Source organism: Pseudogracilibacillus sp. SO30301A (assembly GCF_037072025.1).
Classification (GTDB): domain Bacteria; phylum Bacillota; class Bacilli; order Bacillales; family Amphibacillaceae; genus Pseudogracilibacillus.
In genome coordinates, this window is record NZ_JAXHDD010000042.1 from 1 (window position 1) to 18,647 (window position 18,647).

Below are 18,647 nucleotides of genomic sequence, written 5' to 3' on the forward strand. Positions count from 1 at the left end.
ACTATGTAAAATCAGCACGGTTGAACGGCGGTACAAAAAAGCCTTTGGAACTAACAGGTAAAAGAGTTGTAAAAAACATGAAAAAACTAAAAAATCAACTTGCTCTAAAAGGACTTACATCATGACAGCGTTAATGCGATAGTCCCCATTTTGTTGAACTTCATTGGTACTTGGTAACTATCGTCATATTTTTCATCTCGCTCTCTATCACTTTTACCCCTCATTCCCAAATTCATATTCTTTATATAGATTATGATAATACATATTGTTATTTATTAATTCATCATGTGTACCTATAGCCATTATTTCACCTTTGTCTAAAACCACAATATTGTCTGCGTTTCTAATGGTAGAAGCCTTATGAGCAATGACTAAGGTAGTTCGTTCATGCTTGAATTTTAGTAATACCTCTTGAATCTGTTCTTCTGATTGATAATCTAATGCGGAAGTTGCTTCGTCTAAAAGAAAGATAGGAGCATTACGCAATACCGCCCTAGCAATCGATATTTTTTGCCGTTGTCCTCCTGATAAATTAGCTCCACCCTCACCTACTTCTGTCGCCAATCCATTAGGCAAATGATGGATGAGATCATATAATTTTAATTCTTCTAATAACGTGATTATCTCCGATTCTGTGGCATCTAAATTTCCATATCTTATATTTTCTAAAACTGTACCAGAAAATAAGTACTGATCCTGACTAACAAAGGAAAAGTAACTCATTAACTCTGCATAGGTCATCTTACTAATATCTTTATCGTTAATCTCAATCAAGCCTGAATAAGGAAAGAACCCTAATAAAATCTTGAAAATAGTCGATTTTCCAGACCCGTTGTGTCCTAAAATAGCAACAAATTGGTTCTCTTTCACTTCTAAGTTAATATCAGATAGGACTTTCTTGTTTTCTTCATTGTACGAAAAGCTTACATTTTTCATTGATATGTTACTTCTCTCTCTTCCCACCTCATGTTTTTGTGGAAATGTATCGAATTGTCTTTTTTCCTTAAACACACGGAATATCCGATCGCAAGCAGACAATGATTCCTGGGTTAATCCCCAAACCTGCGCTAAGCCGCTAAACGGCCATACTACATGATTTAATAATTGTATAAAAGCTAATAAAGCACCTATTGTAATGTCACCTATTAATACGTAATAAGCTCCCAATCCAAAAGCAATCAAAAAAGTAAGAAATCCAATTGCCTGTGAAGAGCCTTGCAAAGCGGCTTGTGCCTTCCCTTTTTGTAAATCATAATGAAAAATTCCCTTAGTTAACCCTTGAAATTTCTCAGCTACAACACTACCAAGTAAATACGTCCGAATAAAAGGGATATTTTTTACCGTTTCTTGCACATAACTCTGACTGTGAGCAACTTGCTCCTGTAATTCACCTGATATCTTTCGCATGGATGAACCAAAAATTTTTCCAATCAAGATAATTAACGGACCGATCAGACCACATACTAGGGCTAATTGCCATTGTATTTTCAATAGGAAGATAAATGCAGCTATAGCAACTAACGGGCCCTGTAATAGACTAATAAATGTACTACCCATTAAGTCTCCCACTACATTGACATCATTAATTATTTTTGAAGAAATCTCTCCGGATTTGGTTTTATTGAAGTAGGAGATCGGTAACTTTAAATGATGATTAAATAATCGGACACGCAAATCGTTTCTTATGTATGAGGAAATATAGTTCTTAACTAGTACATCATAATAATTTTGAATAAATGTTAGCCCTAACAATACAACTCCGATAATTAATACAAAACGAAATTGGTTGGTATTACCAATCAAAGCTGAATCTGTAATATTCATCATAAACCATGGTAAAGCTAAGTCTAAAAATATTCCGGCAAATAAACTAATAATGAGTATTACAAATATGAGCCATTTCTTTTTTACGTAAGCCAATAATTCTGATTGAACACCCTTCATCTTACAACCAAACCCCTTGTAATCATTCTCATTATTCATCGAAAATGGATGATGAATTTAATTACTTTTGATTTATACCTCTTACAACATAATTTGTTAGGAAAAAGCCTAAAAAACCCTACAGGATATTTTTTTTAAATCCAGAATAGTTGCTTTTTCTAATTCCATGAGTTCATAACACATTTTAAACACAGTTTTTCTATTAAATTGGTATTTTCCTAAGATATTACCCTTCAAGAATATATTTTTTAATTGTTCCGCTAATAAAGATGTCTTTTTTAATCATATGGATATCTTTTCATCATGTAAAAAAGTGTCAAAATATTGGCGGAATAAATATCTAGACCCGGAAATCATACTAAACATTTGAATTAATAACTCGAAGGTCTCTTTGTCATTTTTAAATTCTTTTGTCTCTGTTTCTGTTGACGAAAAATGTAATAATCCTTTATAAAAAATATATTTATCATTAAATTCTGTGATATATCTCTTAAAGTTTTTCAAAACAATTTTTTCTAACGAACCTATACTTTTAATTTCATTAATGTCTATGTACATAATTGTCTTAGCATATTCAGGGGTTTCGTTAAAAACAGCATTTCTTATCACTTCACTGCTAACGTAGTCTAAAAACTGAGGGGAGTTAATATCTTCCAATAAGAACTCGTAGTTTCTCCCACTTTTAATATATTCTTTTAATGCAACCGAGTGTAATGTATTATTAAAGGTATAATCTATCCCTTTTCTTCTATGTGTAAGAAAATCGTTATTTGCCCAAATGTACACGTTAGTATACCCTTCATCAAATAGACTCGTCGACTCTGAATAATGAGACCCCCAAATGGAGATGGAGACTCATAGTAGAATAGCCTATCCCCCCTAGATTAGTTTTTTTACAAAGACATACCATTCATCTTTTAATAATTGTTAGACTATCTCATTCATCTCATCTACAGAAGACATTGAAATGGTCTGTACTTGAAACAAATCATTCAACCCTAGGTATCCGCTATCATAAGTTATATATGGAATACATCCTTCTATTTAACCCGTATTTAATGTATCTTCATATAAAGATTGACAATAACTAGCTGTCAAGAAGCAAGGCATATACCAGTATTGTTGTAGTGAATCACTCTGTGCCATAAGTATACTAAGCATGCTATTAATTGAACAATCTATCCACAAATCATTATATGGTTTATTTAATTGGCAAATTATTTTTCATTCATTTTTTATTCCTCCGTCAGTATCTGTAAATCATATCATTTATAATATAGTTATTTACCCTACGGTCAATTGTTTATCTAACATTTTACGATATTCTGAATCTGGATGGCTTAATAGGTCTTTCTGAGTTCCGGATTCGATAATTGTACCATCTGACATCACGATAATACGATCTGCATTCATAATCGTTTGTAATTTATGAGCTACAATAATAATTGTTTTCTTTCCTTGCATTGACATGATAGCTTTTTGTATCAATTGATCTGATGCATTATCCAGCGAGGAAGTTGGCTCATCCATTACAATAATTGGTGTGTCTCTTAAAAATGCTCTGGCAATCATAATACGCTGCTTTTGCCCACCTGAAATAGATGAACCTGATTCAGACATATACGTATCAAAACCATTTTCCAAGTCCTTGATAAATTCATAGGCATTTGCTTTTCTAGCTGCTTCAATTACTTGTTCCTCATTCACATTCTTCATACCAAAAGTAATGTTCTCCCGAATAGTTCCCGGAAATATAAACGGTATCTGTGCAACATAAGAAATAAACGAGTTTGAAACATTAGACTGATGAGACACGTATTGATCAAAATACCTTATCTCTCCTTCAGTGGGTTCATATAATTGACAAATTATTCGTGAAAGGGTTGTTTTACCAGCTCCACTTGACCCCACTATTGCCACCATTTCACCTTTCATTGCCTTGAAATTAACATTATGTAATATCTGCTTATTGTACTTCTTTCCTTTACAACTAAAAGCCACTCCTTTTAATTCAATAGCTGTATCCGTTTGATCAGTTTTAATATTTTTTTCAGATACTTTGTTAACAGAAGTCTGTTGCTCATTGTCTAGATCAATAATAGTTAAAATTCTTTTTCCGGCTCCGACTCCTTCCTGAATTTCTCCCCAATTTCGGGATAAATTAACAAATGGAATTTGAACTCTCCCAAAGAGTGACATAAATGCTACGATGCTCCCTATTGTTATTTCGCCTCGAATAGCTGATTGACTAATAAAAAAGACAATAAAAATAGTTAAAAAGTTATTTACTAGTCCTATAGTTTCAGACATCTTAATCTTATACTTCACACTGCTTATTACTAAACTATTTTCTTTATTTTTATTCATTAAAAATCTCTCTTCAAAAAAGTTTTGCAGTCTCAGAGACTTTACAGATAGTATTCCTTGGAAATTTTCTTGAAGTGTACTTCTTACCATCCCACGACTGCGTTGGATATCAAAGGAAAGTAAACGTAGTTTCTTGTCAAAAAAGCGTCCTGAAAAAAATATGATTGGTCCAGAAATCAATACCAATGATGAAAGAAACACATTGATATTCATTAGATAAATAAAAGATACTAAAGCAAGTATCACATTTCTCACTATTTGCAACATCACACCACTGATAACATTAGAAACTTGTTTCACATCATTTGTGCTTATGCTTGTTAAATCACCTGAGTGAAAATTTTGAATATCCCGCAGTTTTAGGGAGTTCACCTTCTGGAAAACCAACGTATTCAGACGTACACGAACCGACTCTGCAAGATACTTGTTCATCATACCTTGCAAGAACAAAAAAAACGTACCTACAATGACTACAATTGAAGAAATAATCCCTAGACGATACAAACCATTTATGTCTTTTTCTGCAATGATATCTATATATAACTGCTGACCCCACGCTGTACCCACACTGAATGAAACATCGATGAAGATTAATAAAATAATAGCTACCAAATACCATTTAAACGCTTTAAAATAAGAAAAAATCTTAAGATATAATTTGTAAGGACTTTCCAAAAATTCCACATCCTCCTTAGAGGAAGCTAAATGTTTAGTTTTCACTGACATTTTCCTTATTCTCCCACTGATTATACATTTTATAGTATCTCCCTCTAAGTAACATTAGTTCTTCATGCGTTCCTTCTTCAACCACATTTCCATCTTCAACAAAGACAACTTTATCCGCATAAGTAGCTGTGGTTAACTTATGTGCAACCATAATAAATGTACGTTTTTCTACGAATTCACGAATCGCATTAAGAGCGATGTTTTCAGTCTCTACATCCAAATTTGATGTCGCCTCGTCTAATATAAGAATTTCCTTGTTAGGATCTAACAATGCACGAGCGATGGCAATTCTTTGTTTTTCTCCACCTGAAAGTGTCCCCCCACGATCTAATACATCAAGATTTGCTGAGGAATTCTCAATCAAGTAATTAATCCCAACCTTTTCTACAACTTCACTGATTTCTTCTTTAGTTGCGGTCAATTTACCTAACTGAATATTTTCTATGACACTACCTGAGATTAGAAATGGCTCTTGAGGGACGTAAGCAATTCTCATTCTCCACTCGTTTGGATCTTGAACAGCAATGGGTTCTTGATCGTAATATATAGTTCCTTGCTTAGGGCTATGGAATCCCATGAGTAAATGTAACATACTAGATTTCCCACTTCCACTCGGTCCAACAATTACTGTCATTTTGTGCTTTTCAATATGGAGAGACAAATCCTGAAAAATCTCTCTCTCATTAAGTTCCATGTGTATTTGTTCAAAATAAAAACCATCTTTAGATATTTTAGAATTTGTTTTTTTCTTTGATTGAGAAACTTCTTGTGGAATTTCTTGAAGTTCGAATATTCGGTTGGCGCTCGCAATAGAAGTTTGAAGTTGATTCCACGATGATGATAATTCTGAAATTGGGCGAGAAAGACGTTCAAATGTAACCAAAAATGCGGCTACCGCTCCAACATCCATGTTTCCCAGGTAAACCTGATAACCACCATAACTAAATACAAAGATTAACCCAAAAAATGTAGATACAATTTGCATTTTCATATATAGTTCTTCAAAACGAATTCTTTTTTTAGCATAATGACGAATCTGGTTCAAATGTTTCTGATATTTGTGTACGAGCATGTCATATACTGGATAAGCTCTGATTACTTCAGCGCCTTGAACAGTATCTTGGATCAGTGCCTCGCTTTTCGACATTTCCTTGTAATGATTCTCATGATTTATCCGTATATATTTTGCAAATGGACTAGATAGTAAAGGCATAAGGATGGCTATCAATATGGAACCAATGGTTAAACCAATATTTAAAAAAGAAAAATAGATTAAGGTAAATACTACTTGAAAAATATTAACCATTATTTCTCCTAACTTCATATTTAATCCACTTTGGGCTTCTGTAGCTGAATCAATTACCCTATTAAGTAAATCCCCAGTTAGTAATAGCTTGAGTCAATACAACACCTATTCCTAATATTAAGGCGAAATAAAGCAATTGGACATCAAGTTCTACCCCTGCGTTAATCATCTTTCTTAATGCCTCCGCTAAACCAATTCCCAAGCTAGCCTGTATTATTGCTAATCCAGCAATAATAGTGTAAACTAAGAAATACTTATTACTAATTTTATATAATCTCCTTAATGTACTTATGGGAGAATGCAACTTCATCCATCCTTTCCATTCTCATTGCATATTATTTTATCTTTTTTCTCTCTCGTACTTTTGATTCCGGACTAATTTCTATAGAATCAGTATATTCAACATAGTCAATCTGGCACTTCGGTCCAATGATGACTTGCTGTCCTCGAACATGTTTAGCCTCGAGTATAGATTTACCCTTCAGTCACTTATCACCGTGCTAATCCTTGATTTATACTATCATCTAGACAACCGATTATTCATCTTCTCAACGTCCTTTATGAATATTGCATTGGTATTAATTCATCTGAGATAAGAGTTACCAATGTGTTAAATATTGTTGGTAGCGCTTACATATAATTATTTATAATAACATTATAATGATATTAACTTTGTAATTAGTCAATGTCAAGACTAGGTTGTATTTAAAATATACAAAGTTTACTATATTTTATACTAATAAAGATTTAAAAGGCGGTGTTTGGAGTTATTTTCTCTAGTTAACAAGTACTTTACCGAGCAGAATTGTGGATCTAGGTCAATATTTTGACACTATTTAGTTAACTTTGCCATGTTAGTTTTTCACTCGTCATTCGTTTAGTACACATATTTCTCATCATGAAATGCAAATCATGCCTCTCATGAAAATAGTAAAAGATGAACAGATATTTCTGCTCAGCTTTTATGTTGTTCAGCAAATATTCGCATTGCTTGACACATGAATGTTGCCAATCCTTCTCCGAATTGATCAATATTATTCGTAAGCCGGTTATCAGCTACATACATTTCTCCCAATCCTTTAAACGCATCCAAGGAATACGATCCTATTTTATTTAAATACTTCCACCATTGTTCAATTGCCTCCTGTGCCTCTTCTGAATCAGGTGCAAGATGACGAATTTTTGCTAATCGTTTAAAAGTCTCTTCCAACTCCTTTTCCATCCTTTGTTTCTCCCCTTTAGTCCAACGATCTTTCTTTGCATTTGCTTCATCAACTGCTGCGTCTCCCCATCTCTCCCTTGCCTCTTCTTCATAATTATTTTCATCAAAATTAAACCCTGAAAACTTTTCCTCCATGCTCATCTCAATCTCTCCTTTTTTATATTGGATCGTCTTATCAATTGTTTGAATAAGACGGTGTATGTTTTCCCATTTTTCCAATAGGATTTCCCGATGCATTTCTAAAGCGTCCAACTGATTAAACGTAGGACTTCCAATAATTGCTTTAATTTCTTTTAAAGGCATCCCCAGTTGTTTAAAAAACAAAATTTGTTGCAACTGTTCCAAATTTCGTTCAGAATAAATACGATAACCGGATTCATTTATTTCACTCGGAGTGAGAAGTCCTATTTATCATAATAATGAAGCGTCCTTACACTAATCCCTGCTAGATCCGCTACTTCTTTCACTTTCACTTCTGATTTCCCCCCTCTAATTAGTACTATAAAGGATAACGTTACGTAAGGGTCAACACGAGTTTTAAGAAAGGATGAAAAAATTGATTAAAATTTTAGCTATAGATGATGATGAAAGTATTTAAACCTTGTCAGTATACATCTAACCCATTCCGGATATAAAGTTTTAAAGGCAACCAATGGAATCGAAGCACTCGCTCTTATTGAACATGAGTTACCTGATTTAGCTGTCGCTGATGTAATGATGCCTCAAATGGACGGTTTTGTTAACAAAAAAATTAACCGAAATGAACATTCCTGTTCTCCTTCTTACAGCTAAAGGAGAACTAGAAGACAAAAAATAAAAGATTTCTCACTGGGTCAGATGATTTTGTCGTCAAACCTTTTGAACCAAATGAGCTGTTATTCAGAATTCAGACAATTTTAAGGCGATACGACAAGTCTCTGGAGCCGAATATTCAAGTTGGTTCTATGAAAAATAATCGTCAAAGCTATGAAGTAGAGATTAAAACTCTATTCCTGCCATTAAAGGAGTTTGAATTATTATCCGTACTAGCACTAGCCTCCCGTGTTAATCATGTATTTACTAGAGACTATTTAATTGAACGAGTTTGGGGATTTGATTACGAAGGAGATGACCAAACTATAAACGTGCATATTAAACGATTAAGAGAAAAATTTGGCTATATATCTTTTTCCGAAATAGAAATCACAACAGTTCGAGGGGTTGGATATAAACTCAAGGTGGCTTCTGTATGAAATCTTTATACGGAAAGTCTCTACGAACGTGTTAAAATTAGATTAGAGCAGTTTATTCATTCGTTAAAGGTGACGAATTAAGATGACTAGAAAGAGTAACACAACTACCATCATTCAACTATCATAAGAAAAGTCGGAAAAAACAAGAATTAGAGTAGAAAAGACAATCTCAGAAATGGCATTAAAATAGGAGAAGATTAATTTTAACTCCGTTGCACAAAAGGCAAATGTTTTAAAGTCATGGATTTACAATCAAAAAGATATCAGAACTAGATTGGAGACATTAAGAGGGATGCAAATAAATGAGTTAGCCCTCAAAAGTCCACGTTCAGAGGAGGTACTAATAAAGACATTATAAAGTCGTATAAAGGCATTAGAGGACGAAAACAAACAATTAAAAGATCAAGTTCCAAAATTCCATGGCAATCTGTTTTAGTGGTATTATGTTTCTCAGAATTAATAGTGTTTTCAGATTATCGTGTGAATTTTTTTCCTATAGGTATGGGTTAAAATATACTTGAGTTAATTTATGAGATCGGTAGTAAGGAAATTTGAGGGTGGAATAATGAATGATTTTTATACAGCATTAAATTATGTAAATAAAATGATTTACGAGCCAAGTGGTTTAACTGTAAAGAGTGTTCAAGAAGAAAAACAAAATTCTAAGTATGGAGCTGGTATATTTCGATTATCTTCGAGAACAGTTCGTTTCAGGGTTGCAAATATAACCCCGACCAAAGTAGGGCAGTTTGTTGCTTTTTGGGAAAAAGATGAAAATAATAAAAACCAACCCTTTACGTATGAGGAAGCACCTGATTTATTAGTCATAACTGCCTTTAAAAATGATAGTGGTTTGGACAATTTATTTTTCCAAAAGAAATTCTTTTCAAACAGGAAATTCTTAAGTCCAGTTCATCAAAGGGGAAAATGGCAATGAGAGTTTATTCTAGCTGGGATAAACCGACTAGTAAGCAAGCGATGAAAACACAAAAATGGCAATTGCCTTATTTTGTTAATATGAGTGATCCGAGTAAATTACCCATAGACAAAATAATAGAACTGTATTCGCTTTAATCCTATGCAAACCGGCGCAGTATGTATGAAGAAGCATTGTTCTAGAATACGGCGATTGTTGAACAAGAACTGATGCAATTGCTTAACAAAGCTTAATCCCTGCTATTGTATATAAATTTAAGTAGTGAAGGTAGAGGATAAAAGTGTTTTTGTTTATTATATTAGTTATGTTTGCGTTTCCAGTGGCATCAATTTTGATTGGAATAATCGGATACCTTATCTTTAAAAATATTTATTTGGCGCCGATTTTGGTAGCAATAATTTCTGTTACAGCTAACTTGACGATACTGCATTCACTTCTTTGGTTTTGGTTAATATTGTACACATTACTTTCCCTATTGGCTGGCTTGTGCGTCAAACTACTATCCGTGTTGAAATCTTCAAACAAGCAATCAAGGCTTTTATAACATATTCATTAAATGGACGCGATTATTGCAGATCAAAAGCCTAATTCCTCGATAAAATAGAAAGAAGAATTAGGCTTTTGATTTACATTATTTAAAATATTTGCCATTTTGTAAAGCAACAAGTAGTAAGTCTGTTGTCGATCACTGAAAAAAAGATAACGGAAGTGGTACATTCTTATGATCGTAATCAATTGTTACCTGAAATTTTACATTGCATTTTTCCGTTTGATTTAAATGCGTTAAATACATGTCGTTAAGCCTTTAGATTACGATTACATTGCTAACGGGAATAGATCAAGCTTGTTTAGATTGCAGATTATGAAAATTAGCAAAAAAGTTTAAAAAATCCGAACGAATACGTTTCATGAAAAATTTATATTACAGTTCGTATTTCTATGACTAACATGATTTTATCTTATCCTCTTTTTCAATTATACGTTTTGTAACGCTTCATTCAGACTATCTTCTGTTATCTTATCATGAGAAGCATTCCAAACTGCTTCCTTATCTTTCAAAACAAACGCTTGTGGTGATTGGTGCCGGATCCCTAAGTCCTCTGCAATCTGATCAGACACTGGACGAGTTTCTCTCACCTTTACATAAAATGCTCCGATATCTTCCTCATTATTATCTAAAAAACGTTGAAATTCAGCAAATGCTTCAGCGCTGATTGGACAAGTGGTGCTTTGCTTGAAAAGTATGACTGGCTTTTCTGTTGATGTTTCCCACACTTCATTTAAATCATCTATTTCTAAAAGTTCTTTTAATTCTAGCATATAAATCCTCCTTGTATAGCATTTGCCTCTATTTTAAGGATAATTCTTCCTTCATACAAATAATCAGTTTGGTATACTTTTATTTATTACGAACAGCGAACAAGTAGTTTCCATTTAACACAAGTAATACAATCGCCATGAGAACAACAGAAAAAACTTGTGAATTATCAGTGAAGACAGAATAAAGTGTCGCACCTATCATGGCAAAAATTAATACTGTATTTGCTAAATGATAAGTTTTATACAGTCCATTTAAAATGATGTACCTTTCACCATCATCAGCAGTTTCTAACAATTTTTCAGCATACTTTGAATCAGACACACTAGGTATTTCACGTTCAGGGTAAACAAAATGCACTAAGTTTACCATAAAGGCTACAAATAAATAACTAATAACTGCGATAATTATTCCAACAACGATAAGCACCATATTTTTTGTAATCATTAATACAACACATAACGCCAATAATGCAATAATCGAACTAGATTGTGAAAATAATGAATAATCACTAAATTTTTTGTACTTTAAAACATCAATTTCATCTTCTTCATCACCTTGTAAATTCTTACTACCTAATTTTTTTATCTGCCTGTGTAAAAGAAAACTCCATCCCAATAGGATAAAAGCGATAACTAGTAATCCAGTCACAATTACATCAGCATATGTTAATAAATCTAAAGAAGAGATACTTAACATAAAATACACTCCAAAAAACCCGATAGTAGCACCAAATAACAGTTGTATTATAATTTTCATTTACAATTCATCCTCCTCAAAGAAAAATATGTTTTCAATCGGCTCTTCAAAAATACGTGCAATCCGAACTGCAATCAATAAGGACGGAACAAACTCTTCACGTTCGATTAAACTGATCGTTTGTCTCGACACTTTCGCCAATTTTGCAAGTTGTGTTTGATTGAGCCCTTCTCGTGCGCGAAGTTCTTTAAGTCGACTTTTCATATTTCATCACCTCTGAATTAATTGTAAATGATAGTTTTAATTTTGTAAAGTTTATTTGTCAAAATTAAAAATATATTGGTCAAAAAAATCAATTTGTAAATTTTCTCTATTTAAAGTTTGGTTTATGTATGTTTCTTTGTAGCGTGATAGGATTCTGTACATATATCGACGAGATTACTTTTTTATCGGCGGTTTCTGCGCAATATATCGGCGCGACCACTATTTTATCGGTGGTTCTGCACAAAAATATCGCTGCGCGAATACTATTTTATTGGCGTTTTTATACAAATATCGGCTCGATGCATTTATCCGCATATCCCATCCCCATCCACAGAAAGTAATTGTTTCAAAAAAAAAAGATTGCCTAATCATCCCTGGCAATCTTTTTTACTCGTTCTTTATTTCTGCAACTACTTCTTCTACTTCTTGACGCGACATTTTCTCTTTTCCAGCTTCCATAGCTTCTAATGTTCGTTTCGCTAAAGCTAATGGAATTTTACAAAATAGTTTAATCGTACGGGTTTTAATATCTTTCAAATATTGTTCACCGAGGCGCAAATTTTCGTTAGCATACGCAAATACATCATCCCTGCTCCATCCTTCGGGAATAAAGCGAACCCCTCGTTCCGTATAATCCTCATGTTGATTACGCAAAATATTTACGGCTTGTAACCCCCTGCCAAATCCTATTGCTAAATCTTGATCCGTTTCCGTTCCGTCATACCATTTCCATATATCAGAAAGCATAACCCCAACGAGCCCTGCTACATAATAAGTATAATTATCTAGATCATCTTTCGTTTTTATAAACCAATCTCTTTTTACCCAGTCCGCCATTCCACCAGCCATTTCGGCTGTAGCTTCTCTTACTTTTCCAACGATACCTTCCGGGCAGACTTTAATCCAGTCAGCTAGTCGGATCGTAACTTCTGGTAGCTTCAGTTGGTACGGTTCAATGGAACGTAAGTAAGCATGCTGATCAAACTCGCCATCTTCCAGTAATAACTTTTCAGTATTTTGTAAAAGATCCTGCTTCACATCAGCCGCTAACGTCTCATGATCCTCAATTTCATCGATGGCACGCATACATAAATAAGCAGAACCAACTGTTAATCTAAGTTCTCGCTTTAATAATGTAATAGGGATATAAAAAGTACGGCTTGTCTCCTTTAATACATGCATTGCTTCCTTTTCTAGCTTAGCTTGATAACTCAACTTACGTTTCCTCCTTATGCGGACTCTAATTCAAGTATAGCAAAGAATCGCAAATATTTCTTACCATATTACTTTTTTCTTTTTTTCTAAAAAATTTTAGATTTATATTTACATTTGAATAATATTGGATTATAATCCTCTCATTACATTAACACTTGAAGGGAAAATGCAAGATGACTGAAAACATTTCATTAATTAAATTTACAGAAATAGATCGAGAAACAATGCCACATTATTACGATTATGCAATTGCAATTGAAAAGGTTGTAAAAACTTTATATGATAAGACTGGGAGAACTTTTAAAATTTATTCATCAGAAGACGGTTTTGAAGAGTTAAACAGCGCAATAATTCAAATGCTAAAAAATAATTCACCTGATATTGAAGTAGTATCTCCTATTTTCGATCATATTAGTGCTAGAAAAATTCATTATATAGACAACGAAGATTATTTTATCTCATATTCTGACGAAAATAATTTAATATACTTCGAAAAGTATCAAGTTGCTTATGCAACTATCACTATCTACCAAAGTCATGCTGATTTTCCATTAGAATTTTTCTTTGCAGTGGATGATGAAAGTATCTTAACATTTATTAAGGAAATGATTGATAAAGAAAGAAAATTTATGCTCCATGGGATTACTGTATTAACAGACACGGAGGATGGATTGGAACGATCAAAAGAAGATATTACGAAACAAATTCACCGAGATGAGGTTTTACTAGCAGACAATGTTAAAAAAGATATTTTTCGTTCCATCGATGAGTTTTTCTCAAAAAGTGGGACTTTCTTTAAAATGTATGACATCCCGTACAAGCGCGGTATTTTGTTATACGGAAATCCAGGTAATGGGAAAACAACACTAGTGAAATCAATTGCTGGAAGTGTTGAAGCCCCTGTTGTTTATTGGCAAATAACCGAATATACTTCAAGTTATTCAATCGATGAGGTGTTTCAAACAACCAAAAAACTAGCACCTGTTATCTTAATCATCGAAGATATTGACTCCATGCCATATGAATGTCGTTCATTTTTTCTAAATACATTAGACGGTGCTACAACAAAAGAAGGGATTTTTTTAATTGGAACAACCAATTATCCTGAAAAAATCGATCCTGCTTTGATTAATCGAGCTGGTCGCTTCGATCGTGCTTACGAGATAAAGCAACCGGGAATAGAACTACGTCGAGAATATTTAATGAATAAAAAAGTAGTCCAATTTGTTGATGAAAATAAAATTGATTATATTGCTGAGAAAACAAAAGGACTATCGATAGCACAATTAAATGAACTTTATATGTCCATGGCGTTAGAATGGCATTATGAGAAAAAAGTTGACGTGGATAAAATTATCGAAGAATTAAAAGAAAATCATAAAAAAACGATGAAACAAGATTTTGAAATGGAAGATTATGATGAAAAATTAGGGTTTTAATTTATCAAATAATGTTAGACTTATAATATACCTTTTAAATAATTGCCTTTTCTCTAAAACATTGTTGTTTAAAATTACAAAATCCATAAACTGCGACATAAGAGTCTACATGTTATCTATGTATCAACTCAAGTCTGGGGCGACTCATATATTGCGAATCGACTCGACTTCTTGGGAAATGACTCGACATGTTTGAGTTCGACTCGACATCTTGGGAATCGACTCGACTTCTTCGAAATCGACTCGACTTCTTGGTAAATGACTCGACATGTTCGAAATCGACTCGACATCTTGGAGAGCGAGTATTTCTTTCATAGTTATGTCACAGTATACTTCAACTAAGTAAAAACAATAAAATTACGAAAATAGTCTTAATAAAAAATAACACAGAGATGCTGATCAATCATCTCGATTATTTTTCCAAAGGAGACCGTAAATGAAATTTTCGAGTAGATTTATGAAGTTTATCGGTGGTCGTGACCTAATATTTATCCTTTTAGTCCTAATACTGTTAGGGATCGTCATATTTATTTATGATAAAGTTGCTTTTATTTTTAATCCAATAACAGTCATTTTTTCAACCTTATTTCCCCCCATTGTTTTAGCGTTTATTGCTTATTATTTATTAAATCCGATCGTTAATCTCTTAGAACGCTTTCGCATCAAAAGAATTTGGGGAATTATTATAATAATTCTAGGAATCGGTGGTCTAATAACCGGACTAACTATTATTATTGCACCAATTGTAGAGTCACAGATTAAAGATTTAATCAATAGATTTCCCTCTTACTTAAACCAAATGGGACTGAGTATCCAATCATGGATGCAAGCATCTGCATTTCAAACGTATTATGAGCAAGGATATGATTGGGTTGTGGAAAATCTAAGTAACTTACCACAACAAATTGGGAATTATCTCGACAATGCGTATCAAGGAATTAAAAATATTGCAACAACTGTTACAAATGTGGTTGTGACGATCATTACCTTTCCGATTATCTTATTCTTTTTATTAAAAGATGGTACAGCATTTAAAAAGTATACTATTAAGCTGCTTCCTCCAAGATATCGTTCAGATGTAAACCTAATTTTAAGAAACATGGATGAACAAGTTGGTTCTTATATTCAAGGGCAAATTATTGTTGCAACATGCATTGGGATTTTACTTTATATTGGGTATTTGATTATTGGTCTAGATTATGCAATTATTTTAGCTCTTATTGCTGCAGTAACAAGTGTTGTTCCATATTTAGGACCAATTATTGCTATATCTCCAGCAATTATTATCGCAATCGTTCACTCACCATTTATGCTATTAAAATTGGCAATTGTTTGGGCAGCTGTACAATTTTTAGAAGGAAATTTTATTTCTCCGAATATCATGGGGAAAACAATGAAAGTCCATCCACTTACCATCATTTTTGTTTTACTTGTAGCAGGAAATTTATTTGGACTAGTTGGGGTAATTTTAGGTATTCCTGGTTATGCTCTCATTAAAGTTATCGTTCAATACATCTATGAGAAATTTAAAAAACGTTATAACTATTATTACGGTGAAAAATACGGGGCATATGAAATAGACACAAAAGATGAAACGTTTAAATAATTGTATTTTTAAAAATTGCTTTTTAGTGAAATCTATGAGATAGTGGAATTAGAGTCAAAACTAAATATTTGTCATCACCACTAGGGGTGTTTTTCGAAACTGAGAAAGGCGGTTGCCTTAACCCTTGAACTTGAACTAGTTCATACTAGCGTAAGGAAGCGGTGAATTACGAAAAATTACACGATGAAAGTGTAGTTTGCTATTTTCGTACTGCATATAGTAAAATATGCCGCTTCCATAAGTTGGAAGTGGCTTTTTTATTTGAAAGGAGGTTATAAATGATGAGTAGGATTCAGCAATTAATCAGACAAATAGATGATCGTCAACATGAATTAATCGAATTACTAACTACTCTCATCTCATTTAAAACAGCAGCACCGCCTGCTAGAAATACGAAAGAAGCACAATTATATGTAGCACAGTTTTTGGAGGAAATCGGTTTTTCTATCGATATGTGGGACGTCTATCCAAATGACCCTAATGTCGTCGGTGTTCGGAAAGGGAAAAAATCTGCTACTCACCAAAGTCTTATTATAAATAGTCATATCGATGTAGCAGAAGTAAGAGAAGATGAACAATGGGAGTCAAATCCCTTCCAACCGATAATAAAAAACGACAGCATCATCGGTCGTGGAGCAGCAGATATGAAAGGTGGACTAGCGGGTGCGTTGTTTGCGTTAAAGTTATTAAGTGAAGAAAGTATCACCTTAGCCGGGGATATTATCTTTCAATCCGTAATCGGAGAAGAAGTTGGAGAAGCAGGTACATTACAATGCACGAAGCGCGGTTATGATGCCGATTTTGCTTTAGTTGTAGACACTAGTGATTTACATATCCAAGGTCAAGGAGGAGTTATCACTGGATGGATTACTATAAAAAGTGATAGAACCTACCATGATGCAACACGGAGGAATATGATCCATGCAGGCGGTGGACTATTTGGTGCAAGTGCAATTGAAAAAATGATGAAACTAATAGAAGGGTTACAAAATTTGGAGCGTCATTGGGCAATTACCAAACAATATGAGGGCTATCCACCGGGAACAAACACGATTAATCCGGCGGTAATTGAAGGGGGCCGACATGCGGCTTTTATTGCTGATGAATGCCGTTTGTGGATTACTGTTCATTACTACCCAGATGAAACGTATGAACAAGTTATTCGAGAAATAGAAGAACATCTCATGAATGTTGCTAAAGCAGATACATGGTTACGAGAGAATCCCCCTACTTTTACATGGGGTGGCTCCTCGATGATTGAAGATCGGGGCGAAATTTTTCCCTCCCTTGAAGTGGATCCGAACCATGAGGCAGTAAAATTATTGGCTCAATCACATGAAAAAATCCATCATAATCCAGTTGTAATCGATGTTTCTCCTTCTGTAACAGACGGATGTTGGTTCGCTGAAGCGGGAATTCCGGCAGCGATTTATGGTCCTGGTGATTTTCTGAATGCACATGCAATAAACGAACAAATTTCTATCGATCAATTAATTGCATTTACGAAAACAATGATCCATTTCATTTATCAGTGGTCTAATCAAGAAAAACGTTACATGTAACACTACCTTATTTTAGAAAAAAAGGATGAACCTTTATCATGAGTGTCCAAAATAAAAAAATAGCACTCCAGTTTGAAAACGTTGATTTTTACTACAAAAACGATGTAGAACAAATTCCAATTTTAAAAAATGTGAGCTTTTCCGTTTCAGATGGAGAGTTTGTAAGTATTGTTGGTGCAAGTGGTTCAGGAAAAACGACTATCTTTCGTCTCATCGTTGGACTTGAGGAGTCAAACAGCGGCTCCATTTATTTAAATGGAAAACAAGCCAAAAACCGTTTGGGGAAAGTTGGATATATGCCACAACAAGATTTATTGATGCCTTGGAGAACAATTCGACAAAATGCCGCTCTCCCATTAGAGCTACAAAAAGACCATCTCGACAGAAATACGGTTAACAACTTACTAGAAGAGTTTGGTTTAAAAGGATATGAGGACAAGTATCCTCATGAATTATCCGGAGGGATGCGTCAACGAGTTTCCTTCTTAAGAGCCACTTTATCCGGTTCAAACGTGCTATTGTTGGATGAACCTTTTTCTGCCCTAGATGCGATGACAAAGTTATTTATGCAGGAATGGCTGCTTGAACAGTGGGAAAAACAGCAATCTACTATTTTGTTTATAACACACGATATTTCGGAAGCTTTATTTTTGTCCGATCGAATTTATATTATTACAGATACCCCTTTTTCCACATTAGAAGAAGTCAACGTGCCTTTAGAACGTCCAAGACAGCAACACCATTTAGATAAAAAAGAAGTGGTGGAACTAAAAAATAACTTACTAGAGCGTTTTCGAATGAGGGTTTAAT

The 18,647-nt window shown here is 33.8% G+C and carries 14 protein-coding genes, 4 pseudogenes and 1 riboswitch; of the genes and pseudogenes, 8 read left to right on the forward strand and 10 right to left on the reverse strand.

The window, feature by feature from the left end:
• Positions 1-213 precede the first annotated feature (213 nt).
• The 6 genes and pseudogenes from SPD89_RS16555 to SPD89_RS16580 form a co-directional block, all read right to left on the reverse strand.
• Positions 214-1,944, reverse strand: coding sequence for an ABC transporter ATP-binding protein (locus SPD89_RS16555; RefSeq protein WP_336263059.1), 1,731 nt, complete (start codon positions 1,942-1,944; stop codon positions 214-216).
• 282 nt (positions 1,945-2,226) lie between these two features.
• Positions 2,227-2,730, reverse strand: coding sequence for a hypothetical protein (locus tag SPD89_RS16560; RefSeq protein WP_336263060.1), 504 nt, complete (start codon positions 2,728-2,730; stop codon positions 2,227-2,229).
• Between the two features lie 498 nt (positions 2,731-3,228).
• Positions 3,229-5,037: an ABC transporter ATP-binding protein gene (locus tag SPD89_RS16565; RefSeq protein WP_336263061.1), complete on the reverse strand. Its 1,809-nt coding sequence runs from the start codon at positions 5,035-5,037 to the stop codon at positions 3,229-3,231.
• Positions 5,021-6,361, reverse strand: a complete 1,341-nt coding sequence (locus tag SPD89_RS16570) for an ABC transporter ATP-binding protein (protein WP_336263062.1) — start codon at positions 6,359-6,361, stop codon at positions 5,021-5,023. The genes SPD89_RS16565 and SPD89_RS16570 overlap by 17 nt, the downstream gene beginning before the upstream one ends.
• A gap of 43 nt (positions 6,362-6,404) precedes the next feature.
• Positions 6,405-6,647: a hypothetical protein gene (locus tag SPD89_RS16575; protein WP_336263063.1), complete on the reverse strand. Its 243-nt coding sequence runs from the start codon at positions 6,645-6,647 to the stop codon at positions 6,405-6,407.
• A gap of 651 nt (positions 6,648-7,298) precedes the next feature.
• A pseudogene (locus tag SPD89_RS16580) lies at positions 7,299-8,038 on the reverse strand (MerR family transcriptional regulator).
• Positions 8,039-8,124: 86 nt separating this feature from the next.
• On the opposite strand from SPD89_RS16580, the pseudogene SPD89_RS16585 reads away from it, so the two are divergent.
• From SPD89_RS16585 to SPD89_RS23155, 4 genes and pseudogenes are all read left to right on the forward strand, one after another.
• Positions 8,125-8,797: pseudogene (locus tag SPD89_RS16585) on the forward strand (response regulator transcription factor).
• A 148-nt stretch (positions 8,798-8,945) separates the two neighbouring features.
• Positions 8,946-9,233, forward strand: a pseudogene (locus SPD89_RS16590) (DUF6262 family protein).
• A gap of 129 nt (positions 9,234-9,362) precedes the next feature.
• Positions 9,363-9,871: pseudogene (locus SPD89_RS16595) on the forward strand (MepB family protein).
• A gap of 167 nt (positions 9,872-10,038) precedes the next feature.
• Positions 10,039-10,278: a DUF2651 family protein gene (locus SPD89_RS23155; protein ID WP_442961185.1), complete on the forward strand. Its 240-nt coding sequence runs from the start codon at positions 10,039-10,041 to the stop codon at positions 10,276-10,278.
• Positions 10,279-10,709: 431 nt separating this feature from the next.
• Here SPD89_RS23155 and ytxJ read toward each other — a convergent pair whose 3' ends face one another.
• The 4 genes from ytxJ to SPD89_RS16615 form a co-directional block, all read right to left on the reverse strand.
• Positions 10,710-11,054: a bacillithiol system redox-active protein YtxJ gene (gene ytxJ, locus SPD89_RS16600; RefSeq protein ID WP_336263064.1), complete on the reverse strand. Its 345-nt coding sequence runs from the start codon at positions 11,052-11,054 to the stop codon at positions 10,710-10,712.
• Between the two features lie 79 nt (positions 11,055-11,133).
• Positions 11,134-11,811 (reverse strand): DUF3169 family protein, encoded by a 678-nt coding sequence (locus SPD89_RS16605; protein ID WP_336263065.1) that lies wholly within the window; start codon positions 11,809-11,811, stop codon positions 11,134-11,136.
• Complete coding sequence (locus tag SPD89_RS16610; RefSeq protein WP_336263066.1) at positions 11,812-12,015, reverse strand: helix-turn-helix transcriptional regulator; 204 nt, start codon at positions 12,013-12,015, stop codon at positions 11,812-11,814. It lies immediately after the preceding gene.
• A 387-nt stretch (positions 12,016-12,402) separates the two neighbouring features.
• Positions 12,403-13,230 (reverse strand): phytoene/squalene synthase family protein, encoded by an 828-nt coding sequence (locus tag SPD89_RS16615; RefSeq protein ID WP_336263067.1) that lies wholly within the window; start codon positions 13,228-13,230, stop codon positions 12,403-12,405.
• A gap of 173 nt (positions 13,231-13,403) precedes the next feature.
• Here SPD89_RS16615 and SPD89_RS16620 point away from each other — a divergent pair, with 173 nt between their 5' ends.
• The 4 genes from SPD89_RS16620 to SPD89_RS16635 all read left to right on the forward strand — a co-directional run bounded on the left by SPD89_RS16620 (position 13,404) and on the right by SPD89_RS16635 (position 18,646).
• Entirely contained in the window at positions 13,404-14,669 is a 1,266-nt protein-coding gene (locus SPD89_RS16620; protein WP_336263068.1) for an ATP-binding protein, read from the forward strand.
• Between the two features lie 436 nt (positions 14,670-15,105).
• Positions 15,106-16,275 carry an AI-2E family transporter gene (locus tag SPD89_RS16625; RefSeq protein WP_336263069.1) on the forward strand — a complete coding sequence of 390 codons (1,170 nt, stop codon included), beginning with the start codon at positions 15,106-15,108 and terminating at the stop codon, positions 16,273-16,275.
• Between the two features lie 72 nt (positions 16,276-16,347).
• Positions 16,348-16,449, forward strand: a riboswitch (TPP riboswitch).
• A gap of 104 nt (positions 16,450-16,553) precedes the next feature.
• A complete protein-coding gene (locus tag SPD89_RS16630) occupies positions 16,554-17,837 on the forward strand; it encodes an acetylornithine deacetylase (RefSeq protein ID WP_336263070.1) in 1,284 nt (427 codons plus the stop codon).
• 38 nt (positions 17,838-17,875) lie between these two features.
• Positions 17,876-18,646 (forward strand): ABC transporter ATP-binding protein, encoded by a 771-nt coding sequence (locus SPD89_RS16635; RefSeq protein ID WP_336263071.1) that lies wholly within the window; start codon positions 17,876-17,878, stop codon positions 18,644-18,646.
• Position 18,647: the final 1 nt, after the last annotated feature.

Coding starts and splice junctions, on each gene's coding strand:
- SPD89_RS16605 (WP_336263065.1), bottom strand. CDS start 11,811: ATGAAAATTATAATACAACTGTTATTTGGTGCTACTATCGGGTTTTTT.
- ytxJ (WP_336263064.1), bottom strand. CDS start 11,054: ATGCTAGAATTAAAAGAACTTTTAGAAATAGATGATTTAAATGAAGTG.
- SPD89_RS16630 (WP_336263070.1), top strand. CDS start 16,554: ATGATGAGTAGGATTCAGCAATTAATCAGACAAATAGATGATCGTCAA.
- SPD89_RS16635 (WP_336263071.1), top strand. CDS start 17,876: ATGAGTGTCCAAAATAAAAAAATAGCACTCCAGTTTGAAAACGTTGAT.
- SPD89_RS16555 (WP_336263059.1), bottom strand. CDS start 1,944: ATGAAGGGTGTTCAATCAGAATTATTGGCTTACGTAAAAAAGAAATGG.
- SPD89_RS23155 (WP_442961185.1), top strand. CDS start 10,039: ATGTTTGCGTTTCCAGTGGCATCAATTTTGATTGGAATAATCGGATAC.
- SPD89_RS16565 (WP_336263061.1), bottom strand. CDS start 5,037: ATGTCAGTGAAAACTAAACATTTAGCTTCCTCTAAGGAGGATGTGGAA.
- SPD89_RS16610 (WP_336263066.1), bottom strand. CDS start 12,015: ATGAAAAGTCGACTTAAAGAACTTCGCGCACGAGAAGGGCTCAATCAA.
- SPD89_RS16620 (WP_336263068.1), top strand. CDS start 13,404: ATGACTGAAAACATTTCATTAATTAAATTTACAGAAATAGATCGAGAA.
- SPD89_RS16625 (WP_336263069.1), top strand. CDS start 15,106: ATGAAATTTTCGAGTAGATTTATGAAGTTTATCGGTGGTCGTGACCTA.
- SPD89_RS16570 (WP_336263062.1), bottom strand. CDS start 6,361: ATGAAGTTAGGAGAAATAATGGTTAATATTTTTCAAGTAGTATTTACC.